Raw genomic sequence first — 21,777 nt, forward strand, 5'->3', positions numbered from 1 at the left:
TCTAAAAAGTGATTACACCAATAAGTTTCCCAAAAAACCTACTCCCAAAAGCTATTTTCCTTTTTTTGCTTAGCTATCTCTCCGGCTGTCAAAAACCGGATCAGGAATCCACAGTCTTAAATGTCAATGTAGTAGATCCTCACCTGGAATTGCAATTGATGGCAGAGGATCCCGATATAGTTACACCGATAGGAATAGCCGTGGATGAGGCTGACAGAGTTTATGTATTGGAATCTCATACACACCTTCCCCCAAAGGAATACGAAGGGCCAAACCATGATATTATCAGGGTCTTCGAAGATACAAATGGAGACGGGCTTTGGGATAGCAGTAAAATTTTTGCAGAAGGATTAGAGGAAGGCTTGAACATTGCCTTTTCCCCTGAAGGACATCTTTACGCCGTCACTTCAATGGAGGTTTGGAAATTCTATGATGAAGATGGGGATGGTATTAGTGAAAGGAAAGAAAAGCTGATAGAATTGGTGAAGCCTGAGCAGGTTTATGCCCATGCAGCCATACTGAGCATAACTTTTGACACGGAGGGCTGGATGTATATTGGAAGGGGTAATACAGGGGGCGTGCATTGGGTGTTCAGAGGCAAGGACGGAACAGAGGTAAGCGGGTATGGAGACGGCGGAAATATTATGCGTGCCAAGTGGGATGGTTCTGAGCTGGAAGAATTCTCTACGGGGTACTGGAATCCCTTTGACCTTAAATTTGACAACTATGGCAGGTTGCTGGTAGCGGACAATGATCCCGATAGCAGGGGACCAAACCGTCTTGTCCATGCAGTGAAAGGAGGGGATTTTGGGTACAAATCTTTATTTGGGGGTAGTGGTATCCATCCCTACCTGGCATGGGAAGGGGAATTACCCGGTACCCTGCCCATTGCTGTTCCACTTGGGGAGGCACCCTCAGGCTTGCTTAATGCCAATCTAGCTAATCTTCCAGAGGATTACCATGACGAAATGCTGTGTACCATATGGGAAGAAAGCCGCATCGTAAGAATAAATTTTAAAGATGAAGGACTATCTGTAAAGGGAAGTACCGAAATAATCCTGCAAGGCGATGAGAATTTTAGACCGGTGGCCTTTGCTACGGACAGCAAGGGAACCATTTATTTTACCGACTGGGTACTTCGGTACTACCCCAACCATGGGAAAGGCAGGATTTGGAGCCTTAAGGCTAAAGATTCCACTCCGGTCCTCTCACGCAGAAAACCTTTTGAGGCACCCCTACCCCATTCGTCTGTGAAGCAGTTGGACGAAATGCTTTTTACCGACCAATCCTTTAATTCATTAAAAGAGGGGCTACATAGTGAGGATCCTTTTCAATTTCATGCTGCTGTTAGAGGGCTTGCCCAAGGGCAGTTTTCTAAGGAATTACTGTCTTTGACCGATCATGAAAACGCTGCTGTTAGGCTAGGTGCGCTCTTGGCTTTCAGACAGATTGGCCATCCCGAAAAAGAAAGTGTTGCTAAAAGGTTGCTGAATGATGAATCCGAAGAGGTGGTTCGTATGACCATGATCTGGATAGGGAGGGATGGCATGGAGGCACTTTTGCCCTCTCTATTGTCCATTATAGCAACTAAGGAGCTCTCCACGGAGCTCTTTGAAACCTATCTTGAAACTGTAAAACTTCTACAACCAGAATTTATCCAGGCTTTCCAAACCAAAGAAAGTAGCAGTTCCAAAAATTTACCCAGAAACCTTCCCAAGGGGTTCATTACTGAAATCATTGAACAACACTCTAACCCCGTTTCGGTAAGAGCCATGGCTATAAAATACCTGGATAATCCCTCCGAGCACAAGGAAATGCTTATCGCGCTTTTAAAAAGTGGAGAGGAGCCGATTAAATTAGAGGTAATTAGGTCACTTTCTCAGGTTTCTGATCCTGGAATTGGGGACTTATTAGGGGAAATGGCCATCCAACCCCAGCATTCCACACTACTCAGGGCGGAGGCCCTGTTGGCCTTGGCCAGGCAACCTTTCGATCAGTGGCAAAAAATCACTCCCTTGCTCAAGGCTCAAGATCAAAACATAAGCATAGAAGCGGCGCGACTTCTAAAGAACCATACCTCAAAGGAACCTGTAAAAACGGCCTTGCGGGAAACACTGGAAGATGGAAATGCATGTGAGGATGAAGTACTGAGGCAACAGCTCTTGCTGGCTTTACATCGCGAGGTAGGCGAAAGGCCAGATCCGGGCCAAATAGAGCAATGGCAACAACTGCTAGATGAAGAAGGGGATGCCCAAAGAGGGAGAAGGGTCTTTTTCTCCAATGACGCCTTATGCTCCTCTTGTCATGCCATAGAGGGGCGTGGTGGGGATTTAGGCCCTGACCTGAGCAATGTGGGAAAATCCAAGGACAGAAGGGGGCTTATTAGTTCCCTGTTGCTACCCTCTCAAGAAATCAGCCCTGAATGGCAAGGCTGGTTTATACAGATGAAGGATGGCACCTCACTTTCCGGCCGACAAATAGACGTAGGAGATAATGACATAAAATTATATACCGAATCGGATGGATTTATAGATGTCCAGAAGGAGGATGTAGAAGACTATGGGATTTTGGAAAGTTCCCTGATGCCGGAGGGCTTGGAAAAAAGGTTGACCAACCATGACCTTATAGACCTTTTGGCCTTTTTGGAGAGCCTGTAGGAAAATCAACTCAGGTTTTCCAGATTAGTTTTGAGAATTTTTATGGCGATGGACAGCAGTATGATCCCGAAAATTCTCCTCAGTACATCCAATCCGGTCTTGCCTAGTTTTCTTTCCAACCAATTGGTGCTCTTAAGAACAATGTAGATAATAATCAGGTTGAGGATGATTCCTACCGCTATATTTGATTGGCTGTATTCGGACTTGAGCGTTAGAATGGTAGTAAGTGTGCCCGCCCCGGCAATCAAAGGAAAGGCAATAGGTACGATTGAAGTACTCGTGGCTCCTGCCTCCGGGTCGGGTTTGAAAATTTCTATACCCAGAATCATCTCTGCACCCAGGGCAAAAATGATCAGGGCACCTGCAATGGCAAAATCCTCCACCCCTATGCCAAAAAGGCTTAAAATGGACCTGCCGACTATTAAAAACAATACCATCAGCAAGCCTGCGGCAATAGTTGCTTTTTCAGATTGAATGTGCCCCACTTTTTTTCTGAGATTGATTATGATAGGCACAGAACCTAAAATATCGATAACGGAAAAAAGTATTAGAGTGACCGAAATTACTTCCTTAAAATCAAACATCATTGTGTTTTTTAGCACAAAATTAACCTCTTGTATCCTAAATATCTTCTTTCGAAAATAAAAAACTTGCAGGGATATACTAGTACCAACTCCTTCCATTTCTAAATTATCCCCCAATTTAAAGGTGGAACTTAAAAACAGGAAGGAAATATCGATAAAATCACGTCAAAAACACTTAAAAAAACATATATGTTCGTAAAATAGTAATAAAAACAATTTAGGTTTTAAAAGCGATCATTTTGTTATCAAATCCAATTTTATTATTTTGAAAAAATAAAACATTTATGTAAAAATTATCTTACTATTATAAGCATAATTGTTTATCATTCATTAACTTAGCAGACTAGACTGAAGCGGGTACCATCACCCAAAGTTTTATCTGCTTTATTCTTCGAATAATACATGAAAAAGTGTTGTTCGTTGTTAAAAGGAACAGTTTGAATCTCTCAAGATTATGAATTTAGCAATTTTAGGAGGAACTAATTTGGCAACTGCCTTGGGCAATAAGTTCATTGCACGGGGTATGAATGTTGAATTTGGGGTCCGGGAAGGTTTCAACACTAGGCAGGTAGCATGGAAAATCCTGAAAATGCAGAAGCAAAACCTTTTAAGTTTCAAACAAGCCATTGAGAAGGCTGATGTCATATTTTTATGCTGCGACAATGAATTCTTGGAATCCATATGCTCCCATCTCAAGGAAAAATCTACTCATGGTAAATTGGTCATTGACTGCACCAATGGACAGTGGGATCCTGACTTAGGCTGCAATACCACCTTTATCCAAAATGCCACCAATCACCCTAGAGTATATAAGGCCTTTAATAATTTGGGGCTGGAGTACCCAAAGTCCGACCCTCTGGCATTGGTAAAAGAAACCTATTTTTGTGGGGACGGCATTGAAGACCGGTTTTTGCTAAAGCGCTTGATAGAGTTGATCGGATTTAAAGCTATTGATGCTGGCAAACTTAAGAATGCTAGGCTTCTGGAGGCCGTATATCACCTCAGAAGAGAAATCGCTCTGGTAAGAAATGGGGAAGGTGATTTGCACTTTACCCTAATGTCCATGTAATCCTGCTCCATTTTCGGAATATTGCCTTCTTAGTACGAGATTTCCCTCCCAATCGCGGTATTATTTTTGTGTGATTTGACATCTGAATTATCCCTTATCCGTTATAAGGAGATGGCTGGGTATCATGCACAAAAAAAACCGCCGAAGGAACAAATGAAAAAAGCTATCTATGTATTGTTCTTAGTAATAACAGTCTTTTTGTTGGCACTGGTTATTTTGCCTTTTTTGTTTAAGGACAAAATCGTTGAAAGGGTAGACCGAGAACTTCAATCCAGCATCAACGCAGAGGTGTATTATGATGTGGATAAAATAGGACTAAGTGTATTCAAGAGGTTCCCCCATATATCTCTCACCTTAGGAGATTTTGGCATTAGGGGCAATGCTCCCTTTGAAAATGACACTTTGGTTCATGTTGGCAATTTCCAAGTGGACTTCCATCTCTGGTCGGTAATTTTTGATGAGTATCCAGAACTTTCTGGCCTACACTTGAAGGATGGTGAAATATATGTAAAGGTGCTACCGGACGGTTTGGCCAATTATGACATTACCTATCCTTCCGAAGAACCTAGTGATCTTGCTGAACCTTCCAACTTCAAACTCGGAATTAATTTAATAGAAATTGATAATCTCAGTTTTGTGTACGATGATAGGGAAATGGATTTTTTTCTCGCCTTAGCTGAAATGGATTTAGAAGGTAGCGGCGACTTCACACTTTCCGTTTACGATTTATTTGCAAGAGGGGGAGGCAAACTCGTACAGTTGGACTACGAAGATGTCAACTACTTGAGTCAAAAAGATTTTACCTTGGATAGCCGGATACATGTGGACCTTGACGATATGCTATTTGGGTTTGAAGATGCAGTGTTTTCTCTCAATGAATTTGGAATGAATCTGGAAGGTAGCATTGGGCTTCCAGAAGAGGGCATTGCATTTGATTTAAACTTTTCCGCGGAGGATAATAGTTTCAAGAGCATCCTTTCCCTGGTACCGGGGATTTATACTGAATCTTTTGCGGGATTAAGAACATCCGGAGAAATGGACGTGAAAGGTTTCTTTCGAGGGCTTTATAGTGAAGATTCTTTTCCTTCTTTTCAACTTGCTTTGGTAGTAGAGGAAGGGATGTTTCAGTATCCTGACCTCCCTCGCCCGGTTCAACATGTTAATTTGAACCTTTTAGTGGATAATCCTAGTGGCATCATTGAAGAGACCAGCATCGATCTTTCCACATTTAACCTTAGCTTCGGGGACCAACCCCTTTCGGGGAGGTTTCTTCTTAAAAACCTCGTTACCTATGACATGGATGGTCAGCTAGTTGGGAGGTTAAATTTAGAAGAACTTACCTCCATTTTTCCGGTTGAGGGAATTACTGTTAGGGGTGATTTGGCTGTAGACGCAAAGGCTTCAGGAAGATATGACACCATTGCAAACGTCATTCCTATGATTTCGGCAGATGTGGGATTGGCAAACGGTTTCCTGAAAAGCAGTGATTACCCCGCTGCCATTGAAAACATCAATTTCCAGAGCAAAATCTCCAATCCAACTGGCAACATGAACGACTTTAGCCTGAACGTACCTCAGTTTGGCCTTTCCATGGAGGGGGAACCCCTAGAGGGCAGGCTGTCCGTCAGTGATTTTGACAAAATAATTTGGGATCTTTCCTTACACGGTGGGCTTGACTTGGGAAAGGTCGTTGCAATATTTCCTATGGAGGACGTGATCTTGGAAGGAATAATTAAGGCAGACATCGATTCCAAGGGCAGTTACGCCGATGTGGAGGCCAACCGCTATGACAGGATCAGCACCTCCGGGGACCTCGCCATCACTGATTTTTACTATGCTGACAAAGATCTCCCACAGGGCATACGTATCCGAAACGCTACATCGGATTTTTCCCCTTCCTCTATAAACTTAACTCGCTTTGATGCCAGGTTTGGGGAAAGCCCGGTTTCAGCCACAGGAAGCTTATCCAATTACATGAATTATATGTTTGCCGGTGGAACTGAGGTGCTGAAAGGAAATCTTGATCTTCAATCCAGCAGGTTCAATGTAAACGAATGGTTAGTGAGCGGTGGGGAAACTTCAGCGGATACTGGAAGTTTAGAGGTTATCTCCTTGCCAAGAACCATTGATTTCACCATGAAGGTGCAGGCAGATGAAGTACTATATGATAACCTCGTCCTGAAAAATGCCAGAGGCACAATGACGCTAAATGACGGTGTACTGGCATTTAGCAACTTTGGCACGAAAGCCTTGGGAGGTGATTTTGCCTTCAATGGTTCTTATGACAGTAGGGATATCAGCCAACCACTCTTCGATTTCACCTTTGATGTGAAAGCCCTGAGCATCCAGGAGTCTTTCAAAACCTTTAATACTGTCCAAACACTTGCTCCTATAGCCCAGCACCTTACCGGTAATTTCACCACTAAGTTTTCCCTTTCTGGCTTGCTTGGACAGGATATGATGCCTGTATTATCTAGTTTGGACGGAAAGGGTTTGATTAACCTTGCAGAGACCTCCATAAGAGATAGTCAATTGATACGTGGTATTACTAGTATAAGTAGGCTCAATGACACAGGCACCATCAATCTTAGGCCCTTTACGTTGAGGCTGGACATTGAGGACGGGATGCTGATGGTCCCTCCCTTTGATGTTAGGCTTTGGGATTATCCAACCAATATTCAAGGGAGTACCGGTTTTAATGGATCCATCAATTATTTGGTTTCCATGCAGGTACCTGCAGAAAAACTGGGCAGCAGTATAAATAATCTCGTATCGGGTATCACGGGAAGTGACCTTAAAGGTACAATGATCCCCTTGGCATTTAACATAGGTGGCACCTATAGCAGTCCAAGAATAGGGTTGGCATCTGGAGAAAACCTGGAATCCTACCTGACCAATATGTTACGGTCTAGGGCTAGCACTGCGGCAACAAAAATACAAGAAGATTTAACTGCTGAGTTTAAGGCTAAAGAGGACAGCGTTAGGCAGGAACTTCGACAAAGAGCGGAAGTGGCCAAGGATTCGGTAAGAAATGAGGCTGAAAGAATGGTGGATCAGGGCAAAGAAAGAGCGGTGGAAGAAGTAAGGGGTTTGCTTAGAGGACTAAGCCGTGGCAAAAACAAATAGTGGATTTTACATCCATTCTAGCACAAAATACCAAATTGCAAGGGTGATTGCCGAAAGGGGGATCCCTATTCCCACCAGGAGGGACGCCAGCTTGGGTTTTAAATTGAAATTGGTAGCAATTATGGAAGACGTGATCATGGGAGCCATAGCGGCTTCCATGACACTTACCCTGAATATTAGGCCTTCATCCCCTCTTTTTTCGAGAATAAACCCATAAAGCAGGAAAATGATTAATGGCGCTAAAATAAGTTTGTGCCCAAGACCTATCCATAAAAACCTGTCCTTAACATCCTGTAGCTTTACCTTGAGTTGCATGCCTACTGCTATCAGGGCAATTGGGGTTAAGGTGGAGGAAAAACTTTCCAGGATAGTCAAAAATGCCCCTGATATTTCAACTTGCGCCACATTCAACAATACTGCACACAAGAAAAACAGGAATGGAGGGAATAACAGCATGCGTTTAGAAATATCTCTTTTTCGCATCCTTTCTGCCCCAAATAGAGAAGCCACTATTATTGCCAAGCTACTTACCACAATAAAGGAACCCGGCTGATCTGCCAGGATTGCAAGCTTAAGCCCTTCTGTCCCGTAAAGAGCCTCAATAACCGGGTAACCCACAAAACCAGTATTGGAAAGTCCCCCACAAACTATCAGACATCCGATTGTGCTTCTTTCCCATCCATATTTTTTTCCTAGGTTGGCAAATAGTAGCCAGGTAAAGGGGAATACGACCCAGGCCACTAAAACCGGCATTAACAAAGATAAACTAAGCTGTAACTTGGAAATGTGGAGCAAGGAAATGGCCGGAAGTACCACATAAATCAAATAGGCATTAAGGGTTCTAGGGGCATTCTCGGGAAAATCTTTGACCTTCCTGAGAAGGATGCCTATAACCATACATAGAACTATCAGTAAAATATTGACCATCCCAAAATATTAGTAAGGGACAAAACTAGACAAAATAACCAAGCCAAACCAATGCCACAAGCAAGGTTACGGCAAAAACTGAATTTTAAATTGCTGGATAAATGGAGTGGTAATCCAATAAAAAGTTCGTTCCCACTATGGCAACGAAACCTTAACTATCACTTCATCATTTATTTACATTGACAGGGTATCTTGTCGACATTATGGAAAAAGTTACACCCTTTATGTTTCAAAACCAGGCATTTGTGCTTATGTCACAACTTCCCCCAATTCAATCACAATGGATGGAACTGCTTGTGCCGCAAAATGAATTTTTGGGATTTGACATTGGGAAAAACGTCTTCGTTAAGGGCTTAGCTTACAGCACCTACGAATATTGGATGGCTTCCCTTAATCTTTCGACTTCCGGAACCAATAAAACCTGCCTGGAGATTTAGCACTTAAAAATACCCGAAATGCTTTCGCTTTTCCTCAAAGTAATTCGTTAATTGTGGATAAATGAGACTTTCGGCTTGCGGAATTCCTGATATGGTAACGCTCATTGCTCCCATTTCATTTTTTGGATGATGTAATTCCAATCGTTCTATTAAGAGGATAATTTCTTGAAGGTTCAACGGTTCCTTTACCTTTCCGGGGTCAAGCTTGTAATCGTTACCGTAAAAATCCACCACTTCAAAATGGATATATCCATCCAGCGCATTGGCATAGAGACTTATTTGATCTCCCCATTGACTTTCCGGATAGGTCAGTTTTACGATAAGGGCACCAGGACCAACACCTTCAAAATAAGTGATGGGTCGAAAATCAAAATCAATCATGCTGCAAATTTAACGAGAATTGTCCACTCATACATTTTTTGTATCTGCTAAATAAAAAAAACGCCTTATCTGTTAGTTGATTTTGAAGTTTTAACGAATTAAAGTAATTTTACATGTTATATTCCTGCTTCTGAGCAAATTTTAAATCAGGTTTGAAAAAATTAAGAAAAATATTGCCCTACATCAGTCACGCATTTATGGGATTAATCCTGTTGATGCTGGCAAACAGCATATTTTTCTATCATGAACATGATCTTGATTCAGGAGAGACCATTCGGCACGCTCACCCTTATTTGTCTGAAGAGGATGAGCAAAAACGTGATCACTCTGAAAATGAATTAATTCTATTAGACCTTATCAGCCACGCTCAATATTTTCTCCCTGATAGGGTAGATTTTCAGGAGTTTGAGGTCTTTGAACTCAACGAAGTGTTAAATGAAGTCTCCCAAGACTTAGAATGGTCGGACTGTGACTCCATCGTTTCCCTCAGGGCGCCCCCTTTCAATTTTTCTTGATTACCCCCTACTTACCATACTATTAAGTTCCCAATATCTTATTGGAATTAAGATGTCAATGGGCAATGGTAAGTATGAAAAAAACTTTGTTTCTTCAGCAACTATTGAAATTTAATGAAAGGCCTATTTACCCTAGTCCTCACCATGTGTATGCACATCGTGATGGCACAAAACGACATCAACAGCATTAGCGGAAAAATAACTGACACGGAAAGTGGTGAACCCTTACCAGGGGTTTCGGTTTTTGTACCAGAGCTCAACCGAGGGACGATAACCGACCTAGATGGGTTTTACCGCATTTCAAACCTTCCCTCAAGAACCATTACCGTACAGTTTTCTTTTATGGGTTTTGGAACAACGATATCAAAGATAAACCCTTCCAGCTCCACTACCCTTGACATGAGGCTGGAGGAATCCACCACGTCTATAGATGAGGTAGTGGTGTCTGCGGCATATGTGATGAGTAAAGAAAGTTCCCCGATTTCCATTGAAAAAATCAGCCAAACCGATATACTTAAAGCCCCTGCCCCAAGTTTAATGTCGGCCATTGCCAGGACTCCTGGGGTTAATGAAATATCCATGGGCCCGGGCATTAGCAAACCAGTGGTTCGTGGTCTATCCTTTAGCCGGGTACTTTCCGTATACCAGGGTGCCCGCTTTGAAAACCAACAATGGGGGGCTGATCATGGCCTTGGACTTACCGAAACTGGGATTTCAGGTGTGGAATTGATCAAAGGACCTGCTTCTATTATTTACGGTTCGGGTGCCATGGCTGGAGTAGTCAACCTGATCGAAGAGGGTAATGCACCTGCTGGCCAGGTAATCGGTGATGTCAACCTGAGAGGATATACCAACTCTTTAGGCGGGAGAGTGGATGCAGGGGTAAGAGGATCTTCCCTTGACGGGTTTAATTGGTCCCTTAGGGCTGCCACCGAATCGCATGCCGATTACTTGGACGGAGACGGTAACACGGTAGGCAATACCAGGTTCAATACCCAAAACATTAAGGCAGGTGTCGGCCTTGAAAAAAAATGGGGGGACACCAAACTGCGCTATACTTATCTACAACAAAACTTAGGCTTTATTGAGGATGATGAAGTAGATGGGTTGATCACCAGCAGGAATGACAGAAGCATGCAATTGCCATTTCAGGATGTTCAAGACCACTTTCTTAATTCCGAAACCAATATTTTCATTGGTGAAGATAAATTAAAAGTAACTCTAGGTTACCATTGGAACTATAGGCAAGAAATTGAAGACGCTGTGGATGAAGTGGATTTGGGATTGAACCAAAGAAATTTCATGTATGACATCAAATACTTCAAAGAGCTAAGACCCAACTTGGAAGCTATCTTTGGAGTCCAAGGATTTTACCTTCAAAATGAAAACCAGGATGTGGCTGAAGAAATCCTGATACCAGATGCCACCAAGGATGATCGCTCCATATATGGCTTGCTCAATTACTCCCGGGATGCCTGGGTGGTGCAAGGCGGCCTGAGGTATGATTATAGAAAAGTAGATGCCGACACTCGTGGAGATAAATTCGTGGATTATGGGTTTGAATTGCCCGGAGCACCGGAATCCCGTCAACACAGTGCCACCTTCGATGGCATCACTGCCAGCGGTGGTGCAACCTTTAGACCATCGGATAGATGGAGGTTTAGGTTGAATCTTGCTTCTGGCTTCAGGGCACCGGATCTCGCCGAATTATATGCCAATGGACCACACCCGGGTACAGTTAGGTTTGAAGTAGGAAATACCAATTTCATTAGGGAGCAGAATTTCCAGACTGACCTCGGAGTCAGGTTTAAGACACCAGATTTTTCCCTTGCAGGAGAAGTATTCTATAACCATGTAAACAATTATATTTTCTTTGCTCCTACCGACGAAACTGTTGGAGACTTAACGGTTTGGCGTTTTGAGCAGGACAATGCAAGACTGTATGGTGGAGAAGCCTTTCTTGAAATCCACCCCAGTAACACCAAATGGCTGACCGGATCTACTTCTTACAGTATGGTGATAGGTGAAAGGAGGTCTGACAACACCAACCTCCCTTATATCCCTGCGTTTCGTTGGAACCAAGAGATTAATTTTAATTTTAAGGATGCGGGGGGTATCCTCAACCCCTATATAAGCTTGCTAGGTTCATACATTTTTGACCAAAACCGACCTGCAATCTTAGAGGAAGCAACGCCAGGCTACTATCTATTGGGTCTCAATATCGGGGGTAGCTTACGTCTAGGTGGACAATTAGTGGATGCTTACATCAGTGGCACCAATCTGTTGAACATTGCTTATTTAGATCACATGTCCCTATACCGGCCTTTTGGTATTCACCAAACAGGGCGAAACGTAGCCTTAAACCTCAGGCTCAATTTTTAATCTCGCTTAAACTTCATTCTAAGGGTAGGCTTGTTATAAGCCTACCCTTTTTTTATATATTTAAGCCAAATCCGGGTCAAGTCCTCAATGACTTCTCTATAGGTATGATGCATCGGTTTTCACTGGTTTTTTCAAAGTTGTTTAGGTCTTGGGTACCTGATGCCTTCGTTTTTGCCCTTTCGCTAACAATCCTTTGTGTAATAGTGGTATGGGCAGTTACGGAGGCCTCCTTTTTGGAAATAATTACTGCTTGGTACACAGGTTTCTGGGACTTGCTGGAATTTGGTATGCAAATGGTGCTGATTCTGGTTACTGGATATGCCATTGCCCTATCTGGGCCATTCCAGAAGTTGATAAATAGGCTTGCCCAACACGTGCATACACCCATTCGGGTATATGGTACAGTAATGTTGGTCGGGGCGATATTGAGCTTTGTAAGTTGGAGCTGGGTAGTTGTTACGGCCATTTTTGCCAGGCAATTGGCCGAGCGAGTAAATGGGGTAGATTACCCTTATTTGGTGGCCTGCGTATACCTCACCTTTCATGGTTGGGTAGGAGGTTTTTCCAGTACCATTCCCCTTTTGCTCAATACTCCGGATAACTTCCTCATACAGCAGGGTATCTTGCAGGAAACCATCCCTACCTCGAGTACCTTACTGACTCCCTTAAATGCGGCCTTTGTTGTTTTTATTTTACTTGCACCCCCAATACTGATGGTATTGTTTAGACCAAGACGTAATCCGGTTACTTTGGACTCCCTTTTACTGAACAAAGGGGGAGAAAATAAGGAAGAAAAGTCCGTGGAGGAGGAAGCTTTGAAAACGAGAAACACACCTCCTTTACCCTCCGATCGGTTTAACCATTCTGTATGGCTTCTTTTTCCTGTAGTTGGAATGGGCTTTGTTTTCCTGTTTCATCACTTTTACCAAAATGGGTTTTCCTTGGATCTTTCTATCATGATCTTTTCTTTTCTAATCGTCGGGATGGCCCTTCATCAAACTCCAATGAGATATGTGTTAGCTATGAAAAAAGCCTCCTCAAATGTTTCTGGAATCATCTTTCAATACCCCTTTTATGCTGGGATTATGGGGATCATGTTATATACTGGTTTGGGAGATAAGGTAGGAGAAGGCTTAGCTGAACTGGCCACTATTGCTACCTATCCTGCCTATTCCTTTTTTGCTGGAGCTATCGTCAATTTTGCTATACCCTCTGCTGGGGGAGAGTTTGCGGTTTTGGCCCCAGGAATTGTGGTGGCCATAAAGGAGCTAAGCACAGGAATGCCAGATACCAAACAAACGGAGATGATTGCTAGAGGTGCTATGGCGATTGCTTACGGGGAATCATTGACAAATCTGTTACAGCCTTTTTTCCTGCTTACCATTACTCCTGTAATGTTTCATGGGGTGAACATCCAAATCCGTGATGTACTTGGGTTTCTCTTTATCCCATTCCTGATTTACTTAGTTATAGAGTTGCTGATGGTTAGTTACCTGCCTATGCAATTGTAGTTTTGTTTCGGATATTTTGCTCTTTTGATTTCCATATCTTTCAATCCTCCGGCAGTTGGAACACATTTACCATTATTTAGAAAATAATTACTACTCGTCGCCGAGGGATTTTTAGGATGTTTGTGCAAATGAGGGTATCACTTGATATAATGAGGTAAATAGAAACTTCATGTCATTCGAAAGGAGAGTTTCATAAGATTATAATTTGTTTTTTAAAGGACATTTAGCCTGCCCCGAACTCGCTTCGGGGAACTCGCTTCGGGGGAATCTCGCATCTCCCCGATAGCTATCGGGGCATCCCAGTGTGTGACGTGCTCGTCATGCCTGCCTGCCGTCCAGGCAGGCTCGATTTGATGTGTTTATATTTTCTTTTCAATGGCCACATAGCCTGCCCCTGCCTGCCCCGAACTTGTTTCGGGGGACTCGCTTCGGGGGAATCTCGCCATGATAATCATCCCTCCGTGCGTCGCTTGCGTCATGCCCTGACTGCCGTCAGGACAGGCTCGATTTCATAAAAAACTAAATCCTGGGAATTCGCAAATTTTGTTAAGGGTTCGGTACAAGATTTTTTAATGTTAACTGGTGAAACACGTTTTTTTATATCAATGAAGTGAGGCCTGCTGAAAATAGGTCTCTCACTTTGGAATAGGATATTAAATCGAACAGGACCCCATCACCTCATCCAGAGGAATGCTCCGGTAGCTCGGGAGAGCAGAATGGGCTTCCCCAAATAAAAATCCATTTAACCATAAGGTGGGAAAAATCCCCTTTCCCGAATTTCAGCTTTAATCTACATAGCCAACTAAATAGTCTATGTCCAAAACTTGGAACGATATATGAGCTGCACTTCAAAAAAAAATTATGGAACCTAGATTTAGGGATGAGATCGTTCTTTGGGACTGGCATAGAATTTTGATAGGGGACGCCCCGGCTATTTTTCTTGTAGAGGTCTTCATTCGTACGGCAGTCATCTACTTGTGTTTAGTGGTGAGCATTAGAATTATGGGTAAAAGAATGGGAGGCATGCTTTCCTTGTCAGAGCTGGCCGTGATGATTACCCTAGGTGCTTTTGTTGCAGTTCCTATGCAGCTTCAGGATAGGGGCTTGCTATTTGGGATCACCGCCTTTATGGTAGCTATATTTTTTCAGAGGGGAATAAGTTATATAGGAATAAAAAGTTCAAAGTTTGAAAACATCACCAAAGGCAGGTGCAAAATGCTGGTAAAGGATGGCAAGCCCCAAAAAGATGCCTTAAAAAATGCGAGAATTTCCAAAAACCAGCTTTTTGCCTTATTAAGAAATGAAGGTATTACCCATTTAGGAGAGGTAAAACGTATGTATCTGGAGGCGGCAGGAATGGTCTCTATCTACAAAAATAAGGGAAATAGTACAGGGCAATCGATAGTACCTTCTCAAACCACAAAAATCAATCTCACATGATACAATCGGTCTTTTTGGAAATCTCCTTGGATGACTACAGCCGGATAATATTTGGAGAAGGTGTAGATGCCTGGTTTATCCTAGAAATAATCTTTAGGACCCTCTTTGTATACCTTTTGCTAATTGTTGCCATGCGTGCCATGGGCACGCGAATGTCCTCCCAGCTGAGCCGTCTTGAACTTATTTCTTTGGTTTGTCTGGCTGCAGCTATTGGTGTACCTGTGCTGGGAACCATGGAGGGTTTGCTACCAGGACTGATTATCGCAATAATCGTGGTAGTATCCCAACGCGTCATTTCCCATCAGCACCTTAGTAATGAAAAGCTGGAAAAACAGATGTTAGGGGATTTGGAGATATTGGTAGAAGATGGAGTCTATCAATTAAGCGCAATGAGAAGGGCTACGGTTTCTAAGGACAGGTTAAATGCACAATTACGTTCCGAGGGGATCTACCATACAGGACAAGTATCCAAATTGATCATAGAAGCGAACGGCTCCTTTTCCCTGGTAAAGAAAGGGCGTCCTATGCCAGGGCTACCCGTTATACCCGACTTCGATAAAGAGTTTGAGGAAGAGGTCTTTAAATTTCCAGGGGATAAAGCCTGTACCACTTGTGGTAAGGTCCGAGCTTCTCAAGAAAATACATCTTGTGGACATTGCAATAAAACCACCTCCTGGATGAGCGCGGTGTTGCTCAAAACAGAAAATTCATAAAATCATGGCGGAAAATGTGAGAATTTAGCACCGAATTTGAGGATTTTTTGAAATCAACAAAAAAATTATCTTAATTTTAAGCAAGAGGACTTTTGCCAAAACGGTTGTCTATATCCATAGTGGATAAACCTGAATTTCAGCCTAGTTCTTATGTAATTAGAGTTTAACCTTCTAATGAAGTAATTTAACCAAAATTATTTTATATGCTCAACCTTTCCGAACTCATCAACACCCTTAAAAAATTGATTGAAATCAGGATAAAAATCCTGTTGGAAGAAATTAAGGACGATTTAAGTACCATTTTTACCAGAGTGGTGGTATTGGTGTTTATGGTTTTGACCTCTCTTTTCATATTGCTTTTCGGAAGTATTGCCTTAGCCTTCTATTTCGCAGTTTTGATGGAAAGTACTCATGCTGGCTTCCTTATGGTGGGTGGGATCTATTTATTCATCCTTCTGATATTATTCTTGATCAGGAATTCCTTTTCCCTGCAATCCAGCCTTAAGCGAAGTTTGACTAGTTTTTTGTTTATATTTAAGAGAAAGTAAGCCCCATTTAAATGGATCAAATTGAACTTCACAAGCAATCCCAAGAATTGGAGCAAACCCTCCAAAAGCAAATGGAACTTTTGAAAAAAGACTCCGATGTTTACCTCAAAGTGGCTGGTGCTGCATTGGCGGCAGGTATTTTAGGTTATGGATTTGTTAAATTAACTGGTAAATCAGCCCCTGAAAAACCCAAAAAGAAAAAAAAGAAGAAAAAGAAAAAAGGGAAAAAGGGATTTTCCATTTGGGGAAACATCAGAGAAAGGCTATTCTGGGTGATAATGGACTTCCTGAAAAAGAGATTCCTCGCCTACATGTCCATGAAAATGCAGTCTGGTGGTGAAAAAGAAAAATAAGGCAGTTTCCGGAATTTTAAAAGGCCTACATGCCTCTGGTAGCAAAGGGGTAGCTCTGTTGGTAGATCCCGATAAAGAAAATGCATTACGGGAACTCAAAAACTTGTATAGCAAGACTAGCCTGCCAGAACCGGACATTTTCTTGATTGGAGGTAGTTTTATCAGCACAGGGAATATTGCTGAAACAGTGGATTCCCTTTCAGAAAATTTTCCAAGGGTTCCCAAAGTATTATTCCCTGGTAGCGTCCTCCAGTTGTGCGAAAACGCGGATGGCATCCTATTCCTTTCCCTAATTTCTGGCAGAAACCCCGAACTACTTATTGGCCAACATGTGCTTGCCGCTCCGCAGTTGTCCCGTTCTGATTTAGAGGTATTGCCCACGGGTTACCTTCAGATTGAGGGTGGTAAACTCACCAGTGCCAATTACATCAGCCAATCCATACCCATACCTAGAGATAAGCCCGATCTTGCCTTGGCAACAGCCATGGCGGGACAGTTTTTGGGGTTAAAATATTTTTACCTTGAAGCAGGAAGTGGTGCTTTACAGCCTGTTCCTCCTGCCATGATTTCCTTGCTAAAAAAAGGGTTAAAAGCCCCACTTATAGTTGGAGGTGGTATAAACTCTGTTCAAAAAGCCAAGGATGCTTGCAGTGCAGGGGCCGACCTTATCGTCATTGGAAATGAGGTGGAAAAAAACCCCGACTTTATCGTCGAGGTCTTACATCACTTAAGGGTTTATAACCTATCCCTGAACGTTAATTAAGGACTCCCTTCTACGCATTTTGCCAGCGGGCAACCCATACATCATCTTAAATCGGCGACAGAAATATGCTGTATCCTTATAGCCAACCTCTTTCCCGATGTCCCTAATACTTTTCTTGGTGGTTCTCAAAAGCTCTACCGCTGCCTCCATCCTTTGGTATTCAATGTAATCCTGGGGATTGATTCCAGTCAACATCTTGAAATATTGCCCCACATAATCTTCCGAAACATTGGCAACCTTGGCAAGCACCTTATTGGAAAGGTCTCCTCCAATATTCTTTTTGATGTAATTAAACATGTCGATGAGCCTTGGATCCTTAAAGTAGGTGCTATTAGTGGATAACTCCTCCACAAACAACCTGTTTTTAAGGATATGGCGAACAATCTCCACCACTAGCAACTCGGTGTAGAGCTTCATGACTCTTTCCTTACCGGGGGTGTTTTGCTCAGACTCTTTTACGATATCCTCCAATACTGATGCAACCCTGTCATTAAACCGGATAACGAAAGGTGGTATACCCAAAGAATTGAAAAAATTAACTACGTCAAAAACCTTTGCTTCAAAGGAAACCGTTGAAATACAGTCATCATCCAGGTTTTTGATCTCCTTAAAACTAATGGTTTGCAAGTATTTCTTTTTGTTCTCCAAAAAAACTTCATTGGGAGCCTCGTTCCTTTTAGTGACCGTTCCAAAAGATACCCTTGTTTGTCTGCCCGCAGGAAGAAAAAGAATTTCCCCCTCATTTACAGCCTCTTGATCCTCCCCAAAGGTCAATGAGCCCCTGTGCAATAAAATGGCAGTGTTTTCTGAGTCTACGTAGTCGACAACGGAAACGGGTCTCTCTATCTTGAAGTTGTTCCCCCGTAAATACCGTACGCCAACAGATTCTATTACTTTATTGTAATATTCCATGATGGGTGCATTTAGGTTTTTTTTGTTAAAAGTATGTCTTTTTTCTAAATTATAAAGACAATATTAGATAAAAATTTAAAAAAAACTGATTTACGATAGTAAAAGCATTATACTCAAAAAAAAATAGACCTAAATTCAATTATCTTATAAGACCCCTTGATATGACTATTTTTTGAATCTCCGAGGTCCCTTCATAAATTTGGGTGATTTTTGCATCCCTCATCAATCTCTCTACATGATATTCTTTCACATACCCATACCCCCCATGGATCTGAACGGCCTCAACGGTAACCTTCATGGCAATTTCAGAGGCATAAAGCTTGGCCCTCGCACTGGCATCCGCGTAATCTTGATTTAAGTCCTTCAAATATGCTGCCCTCAATACCATAAGTCTGGCTGCATCTATCAAAGTAGCCATTTCAGCCAACTTGAACTGAATCGCTTGATGCTCACTAATGTGCTTCCCAAAGGTTTTCCGTTCCTTTGAGTATGCTAAAGCGAGTTCATAAGCTCCGGAAGCAATACCAAGAGCCTGTGCGGCAATCCCTATCCTTCCTCCGTTGAGGGTCTCCATGGCAAATTTAAACCCGAAACCCAGGCTCCCTATAAGATTATCCTTTGGCACTTTTACATCCGCGAACATCAGTGAATGGGTATCTGAGGACCTTATCCCTAACTTGTCCTCCTTTTTCCCTACCGAAAACCCCTCATATCCTTTCTCAAGGATAAATGCAGAAATCCCCTTGTGTCCCAAACCAGGTTCTGTTTGGGCCATTACCAGATAAACCTCCGCAGAACCTCCATTGGTAATCCAGTTTTTAGTGCCATTGAGCAAAAAATAGTCTCCGTGATCCATTGCCGTAGTTTTTTGAGAGGTAGCATCAGAACCTGCTTCCGGCTCAGAAAGACAAAAAGCTCCTAAAATTTCCCCACTAGCAAGGCGCTTAAGGTATTTCTCCTTTTGCTTCTCGCTACCATATTTTTCTAGGCCCCAGCATACCAAGGAATTGTTAACGGACATAATAACAGAGCAAGATGCATCTACCTTGCTTATTTCCTCCACGGCCAATACATAGGACACTGTGTCCATGCCACCGCCAAGGAACTTTGGGGAAACCATCATACCCATAAAACCCAATTCCCCCATCATCTTCACCTGCTCCTTAGGAAAAAGGGCTTTTGAGTCCCTATCTACAACTCCGGACAATAGATGGGTCTGGGAAAAATCTCTTGCGGCCTCCCTTACAGCCTCCTGCTCTTCCGTCAAAGAAAAATCCATATTATTACTCAAAACATTTGAGTGATAATATACATAAAAAAATTTGGGGAACAATTCCTGTCCCCCAAATTGAATTACATTTTTTTATGAAATGTTGCGATTAATCCCTATTTCCAAAGAAAATAAATAAATAATAAGCCAAAGTGGCCAATGAAGCCAACGCCGCCACCACATATGTCATGGCTGCCCATTTTAACGCATCTTTTGACATCCCATATTCATGAGCGGTAACGATATTCCTCTGTTTAACCCAGGCCAATGCCCTATTACTTGCATCAAACTCTACCGGAAGGGTAACAAGGGAGAATAAGGTAAGCATGCCATAAGATCCCACTACTACCATCCCCACCACCTCATAGGGCAATCCAAAAATTGCAATACCCCCAAAAAGGGCTCCAATAAGTACAATGTTTAGGATCTTACCACTGATGTTTTGAATAGGGACCAACGCTGAACGAAGCTGAAGCCAAGCATAAGAAGTGGCATGTTGTACCGCATGACCACATTCGTGTGCCGCCACTGCTGTAGCCGCGGCATTCCTTCCATAATACACGTCGGGGCTCAAATTTACCGTTCTGTTCATGGGGTTGTAGTGATCAGACAGTTGCCCCTCCACACAATTCACCTTTACATTAGGGATGTTGTAATCGGCCAGCATAAGCTCAGCCACCTCCTTGCCGGAAAGATTGGCCTGCAAAGAAGTCTGGGAATACTTTTTGAATTTGTTTTTCAACTTGCTGCTTACCGCATATCCCAAAATGCCAAAGACAACTACAATTAATATTAGAATCATTGCTTTATATTTTAATTTAAGATTTTTACGAAACTACTCCCTTTTAAGTTTTGGACTTTTGTCAAGTTTCCAAAGCGCTAATACACTTACAATGCCAAAGACAAGAATAGTGAGAACCTGGGAACCATGGACCACCACGGCAAATATTTTTCCTTCCTCTTCATCCAGGCCGTAAAACACCAAGATGAAGGCCACCAATGCATGGAAAGTCCCTATTCCACCTTGTACAGGTGCCACCATTCCAATACTCCCCATTACCATGACCATTAAAACGGCTGTTGGAGTCAACATTTCGGTCACAGGCATCGCTAGAGCCAGCCAGTACATCATCAGGTAATATATTATCCAAATTGATACCGAAGCAACCCAAAACCCCCAAACATTGGAAATTAACCCCACACTTTTTAAACCTGCCACAAACTGAGTGACAAACTGACGTGCTTTGTTGACAATTTGGCTTTGCGCAAGAAGCCTGCTCAGCAAGAAGCCAATGACAAAAAGGAGCAACACGATAATAAAGAAAAAAGGCATAAAGTTCACCACCTTTTCGGAGAGACTCTCTAAAGCGCCGAGCTTAGCAAGTATGCTGAAAAAGGTCCCTTTCTCCAAATAGAGTGCAAGTAGTACCGCAAGCAGCATAAAAAGCATGTCTACAGTTCGCTCCAATACCACTGTGCCCAACAGTTTACCGACCGGAACTTTGCTGATCCTGTTTACGGCTCCACACCTTGCTAATTCGCCGGCCCTTGGCAATAGGAGGTTCACAAGGTAGCCAAACATTAGCCCCCAAAATACAGGCAAAATACTAACTTTCCCCTCTTCTTCTGTGTTTATCAGCAGCTTCCACCTCCATGCCCTGATATAGTACCCCAAAATGGAAACCGCTATGGAAAGTGCTACCCATAGAAAGGATGTCTTTCTGAGGGCATCGTAAAGTTGGCTTATGCTTAAGTCCTTGTACAAATACCAAAATAAACCCAAGGCCAAAGCAAGGGGAACGATAACTTGTAAAATTGTTTTTGAAATCCCCTTCAAACTATTGGAGCTTGTTTTGACTATCCGGGAAAATCACTACAGGTTTATACGACTTGGCAGAGGCTATATCCATGCTGCAATAGGAAATGATGATAATGATATCGCCCACCTGAGCCTTTCTGGCTGCGGGGCCATTAAGACATATTTGACCACTTCCCCTTTCTCCCTTTATGACATAGGTCTCAAGTCGTTCCCCATTGTTTATATTTACGATCTGCACCTTCTCATTCTCGATGATTTGAGCAGCGTCCATCAAATCTTCGTCTATGGTAATGCTCCCTACGTAATGTAGTTCTGCCTGCGTAATTTTAACCCGATGAATCTTGGATTTTAGAAGCTGGATTTGCATGGT

The 21,777-nt window shown here is 42.6% G+C and carries 20 protein-coding genes; 12 read left to right on the forward strand and 8 right to left on the reverse strand.

Annotated elements, in window-relative coordinates; translation table 11 throughout:
• The first annotated feature begins 8 nt into the window (after positions 1-8).
• Positions 9-2,657: a PVC-type heme-binding CxxCH protein gene (locus DB520_RS01155; RefSeq protein WP_232834787.1), complete on the forward strand. Its 2,649-nt coding sequence runs from the start codon at positions 9-11 to the stop codon at positions 2,655-2,657.
• Positions 2,658-2,662: 5 nt separating this feature from the next.
• On the opposite strand, the gene DB520_RS01160 is transcribed toward DB520_RS01155, so the two are convergent.
• The gene (locus DB520_RS01160) at positions 2,663-3,241 is read right to left on the reverse strand and encodes a MarC family protein (protein WP_114748722.1); all 579 of its coding nucleotides are present in this window, start codon (positions 3,239-3,241) and stop codon (positions 2,663-2,665) included.
• 454 nt (positions 3,242-3,695) lie between these two features.
• On the opposite strand from DB520_RS01160, the gene DB520_RS01165 reads away from it, so the two are divergent.
• Complete coding sequence (locus DB520_RS01165; RefSeq protein ID WP_114747835.1) at positions 3,696-4,310, forward strand: NADPH-dependent F420 reductase; 615 nt, start codon at positions 3,696-3,698, stop codon at positions 4,308-4,310.
• Positions 4,311-4,463: 153 nt separating this feature from the next.
• A complete protein-coding gene (locus DB520_RS01170; RefSeq protein ID WP_114748723.1) occupies positions 4,464-7,436 on the forward strand; it encodes an AsmA-like C-terminal region-containing protein in 2,973 nt (990 codons plus the stop codon).
• 6 nt (positions 7,437-7,442) lie between these two features.
• Here the strand turns inward: DB520_RS01170 and DB520_RS01175 are convergent, their stop codons facing one another.
• Positions 7,443-8,363: an AEC family transporter gene (locus DB520_RS01175; protein ID WP_114747836.1), complete on the reverse strand. Its 921-nt coding sequence runs from the start codon at positions 8,361-8,363 to the stop codon at positions 7,443-7,445.
• Positions 8,364-8,566: 203 nt separating this feature from the next.
• Here DB520_RS01175 and DB520_RS01180 point away from each other — a divergent pair, with 203 nt between their 5' ends.
• Complete coding sequence (locus DB520_RS01180; protein ID WP_114747837.1) at positions 8,567-8,800, forward strand: hypothetical protein; 234 nt, start codon at positions 8,567-8,569, stop codon at positions 8,798-8,800.
• Positions 8,801-8,803: 3 nt separating this feature from the next.
• Here DB520_RS01180 and DB520_RS01185 read toward each other — a convergent pair whose 3' ends face one another.
• A complete protein-coding gene (locus DB520_RS01185) occupies positions 8,804-9,181 on the reverse strand; it encodes a UDP-glucuronosyltransferase (protein WP_114747838.1) in 378 nt (125 codons plus the stop codon).
• A 152-nt stretch (positions 9,182-9,333) separates the two neighbouring features.
• Here DB520_RS01185 and DB520_RS01190 point away from each other — a divergent pair, with 152 nt between their 5' ends.
• The 8 genes from DB520_RS01190 to DB520_RS01225 all read left to right on the forward strand — a co-directional run bounded on the left by DB520_RS01190 (position 9,334) and on the right by DB520_RS01225 (position 17,406).
• Positions 9,334-9,696 (forward strand): hypothetical protein, encoded by a 363-nt coding sequence (locus DB520_RS01190; RefSeq protein ID WP_157971890.1) that lies wholly within the window; start codon positions 9,334-9,336, stop codon positions 9,694-9,696.
• A gap of 114 nt (positions 9,697-9,810) precedes the next feature.
• Positions 9,811-12,078 carry a TonB-dependent receptor gene (locus tag DB520_RS01195; protein ID WP_114747840.1) on the forward strand — a complete coding sequence of 756 codons (2,268 nt, stop codon included), beginning with the start codon at positions 9,811-9,813 and terminating at the stop codon, positions 12,076-12,078.
• A gap of 104 nt (positions 12,079-12,182) precedes the next feature.
• A complete protein-coding gene (locus DB520_RS01200) occupies positions 12,183-13,589 on the forward strand; it encodes a short-chain fatty acid transporter (RefSeq protein ID WP_114747841.1) in 1,407 nt (468 codons plus the stop codon).
• An 861-nt stretch (positions 13,590-14,450) separates the two neighbouring features.
• A complete protein-coding gene (locus DB520_RS01205) occupies positions 14,451-15,029 on the forward strand; it encodes a DUF421 domain-containing protein (protein WP_114747842.1) in 579 nt (192 codons plus the stop codon).
• A complete protein-coding gene (locus DB520_RS01210; protein ID WP_114747843.1) occupies positions 15,026-15,742 on the forward strand; it encodes a DUF421 domain-containing protein in 717 nt (238 codons plus the stop codon). The genes DB520_RS01205 and DB520_RS01210 overlap by 4 nt, the downstream gene beginning before the upstream one ends.
• Positions 15,743-15,945: 203 nt before the next feature.
• The gene (locus tag DB520_RS01215; RefSeq protein ID WP_114747844.1) at positions 15,946-16,290 is read left to right on the forward strand and encodes a phage holin family protein; all 345 of its coding nucleotides are present in this window, start codon (positions 15,946-15,948) and stop codon (positions 16,288-16,290) included.
• An 11-nt stretch (positions 16,291-16,301) separates the two neighbouring features.
• Positions 16,302-16,643: a hypothetical protein gene (locus DB520_RS01220; RefSeq protein ID WP_114747845.1), complete on the forward strand. Its 342-nt coding sequence runs from the start codon at positions 16,302-16,304 to the stop codon at positions 16,641-16,643.
• On the forward strand, positions 16,627-17,406 hold the full coding sequence (locus DB520_RS01225) for a phosphoglycerol geranylgeranyltransferase (RefSeq protein WP_114747846.1): 780 nt from the start codon (positions 16,627-16,629) through the stop codon (positions 17,404-17,406). Before DB520_RS01220 ends, DB520_RS01225 begins: the two co-directional genes overlap by 17 nt.
• Here the strand turns inward: DB520_RS01225 and DB520_RS01230 are convergent.
• The 5 genes from DB520_RS01230 to panD all read right to left on the reverse strand — a co-directional run bounded on the left by DB520_RS01230 (position 17,386) and on the right by panD (position 21,774).
• The gene (locus tag DB520_RS01230) at positions 17,386-18,318 is read right to left on the reverse strand and encodes a helix-turn-helix domain-containing protein (protein WP_114747847.1); all 933 of its coding nucleotides are present in this window, start codon (positions 18,316-18,318) and stop codon (positions 17,386-17,388) included. The genes DB520_RS01225 and DB520_RS01230 overlap by 21 nt on opposite strands.
• A gap of 139 nt (positions 18,319-18,457) precedes the next feature.
• Positions 18,458-19,597, reverse strand: coding sequence for an acyl-CoA dehydrogenase family protein (locus tag DB520_RS01235; RefSeq protein WP_114747848.1), 1,140 nt, complete (start codon positions 19,595-19,597; stop codon positions 18,458-18,460).
• Between the two features lie 100 nt (positions 19,598-19,697).
• Positions 19,698-20,390, reverse strand: a complete 693-nt coding sequence (locus tag DB520_RS01240; RefSeq protein WP_114747849.1) for a zinc metallopeptidase — start codon at positions 20,388-20,390, stop codon at positions 19,698-19,700.
• 33 nt (positions 20,391-20,423) lie between these two features.
• Positions 20,424-21,425, reverse strand: coding sequence for a lysylphosphatidylglycerol synthase transmembrane domain-containing protein (locus tag DB520_RS01245; protein WP_114747850.1), 1,002 nt, complete (start codon positions 21,423-21,425; stop codon positions 20,424-20,426).
• A 1-nt stretch (position 21,426) separates the two neighbouring features.
• Positions 21,427-21,774: an aspartate 1-decarboxylase gene (gene panD / locus DB520_RS01250; RefSeq protein WP_114747851.1), complete on the reverse strand. Its 348-nt coding sequence runs from the start codon at positions 21,772-21,774 to the stop codon at positions 21,427-21,429.
• Between the last annotated feature and the right edge of the window lie 3 nt (positions 21,775-21,777).

This window comes from Pleomorphovibrio marinus, assembly GCF_003347495.1.
Lineage (GTDB): Bacteria > Bacteroidota > Bacteroidia > Cytophagales > Cyclobacteriaceae > Pleomorphovibrio > Pleomorphovibrio marinus.

What these genes read in the sequence shown, in the direction of transcription:
- DB520_RS01180 (WP_114747837.1), top strand. Translation starts at nt 8,567, where the DNA reads ATGGAAAAAGTTACACCCTTTATGTTTCAAAACCAGGCATTTGTGCTT.
- DB520_RS01205 (WP_114747842.1), top strand. Translation starts at nt 14,451, where the DNA reads ATGGAACCTAGATTTAGGGATGAGATCGTTCTTTGGGACTGGCATAGA.
- DB520_RS01210 (WP_114747843.1), top strand. Translation starts at nt 15,026, where the DNA reads ATGATACAATCGGTCTTTTTGGAAATCTCCTTGGATGACTACAGCCGG.
- DB520_RS01185 (WP_114747838.1), bottom strand. Translation starts at nt 9,181, where the DNA reads ATGATTGATTTTGATTTTCGACCCATCACTTATTTTGAAGGTGTTGGT.
- DB520_RS01200 (WP_114747841.1), top strand. Translation starts at nt 12,183, where the DNA reads ATGATGCATCGGTTTTCACTGGTTTTTTCAAAGTTGTTTAGGTCTTGG.
- DB520_RS01240 (WP_114747849.1), bottom strand. Translation starts at nt 20,390, where the DNA reads ATGATTCTAATATTAATTGTAGTTGTCTTTGGCATTTTGGGATATGCG.
- DB520_RS01220 (WP_114747845.1), top strand. Translation starts at nt 16,302, where the DNA reads ATGGATCAAATTGAACTTCACAAGCAATCCCAAGAATTGGAGCAAACC.
- DB520_RS01215 (WP_114747844.1), top strand. Translation starts at nt 15,946, where the DNA reads ATGCTCAACCTTTCCGAACTCATCAACACCCTTAAAAAATTGATTGAA.
- DB520_RS01170 (WP_114748723.1), top strand. Translation starts at nt 4,464, where the DNA reads ATGAAAAAAGCTATCTATGTATTGTTCTTAGTAATAACAGTCTTTTTG.
- DB520_RS01195 (WP_114747840.1), top strand. Translation starts at nt 9,811, where the DNA reads ATGAAAGGCCTATTTACCCTAGTCCTCACCATGTGTATGCACATCGTG.
- DB520_RS01235 (WP_114747848.1), bottom strand. Translation starts at nt 19,597, where the DNA reads ATGGATTTTTCTTTGACGGAAGAGCAGGAGGCTGTAAGGGAGGCCGCA.
- DB520_RS01160 (WP_114748722.1), bottom strand. Translation starts at nt 3,241, where the DNA reads ATGTTTGATTTTAAGGAAGTAATTTCGGTCACTCTAATACTTTTTTCC.
- DB520_RS01175 (WP_114747836.1), bottom strand. Translation starts at nt 8,363, where the DNA reads ATGGTCAATATTTTACTGATAGTTCTATGTATGGTTATAGGCATCCTT.
- DB520_RS01165 (WP_114747835.1), top strand. Translation starts at nt 3,696, where the DNA reads ATGAATTTAGCAATTTTAGGAGGAACTAATTTGGCAACTGCCTTGGGC.
- panD (WP_114747851.1), bottom strand. Translation starts at nt 21,774, where the DNA reads ATGCAAATCCAGCTTCTAAAATCCAAGATTCATCGGGTTAAAATTACG.
- DB520_RS01230 (WP_114747847.1), bottom strand. Translation starts at nt 18,318, where the DNA reads ATGGAATATTACAATAAAGTAATAGAATCTGTTGGCGTACGGTATTTA.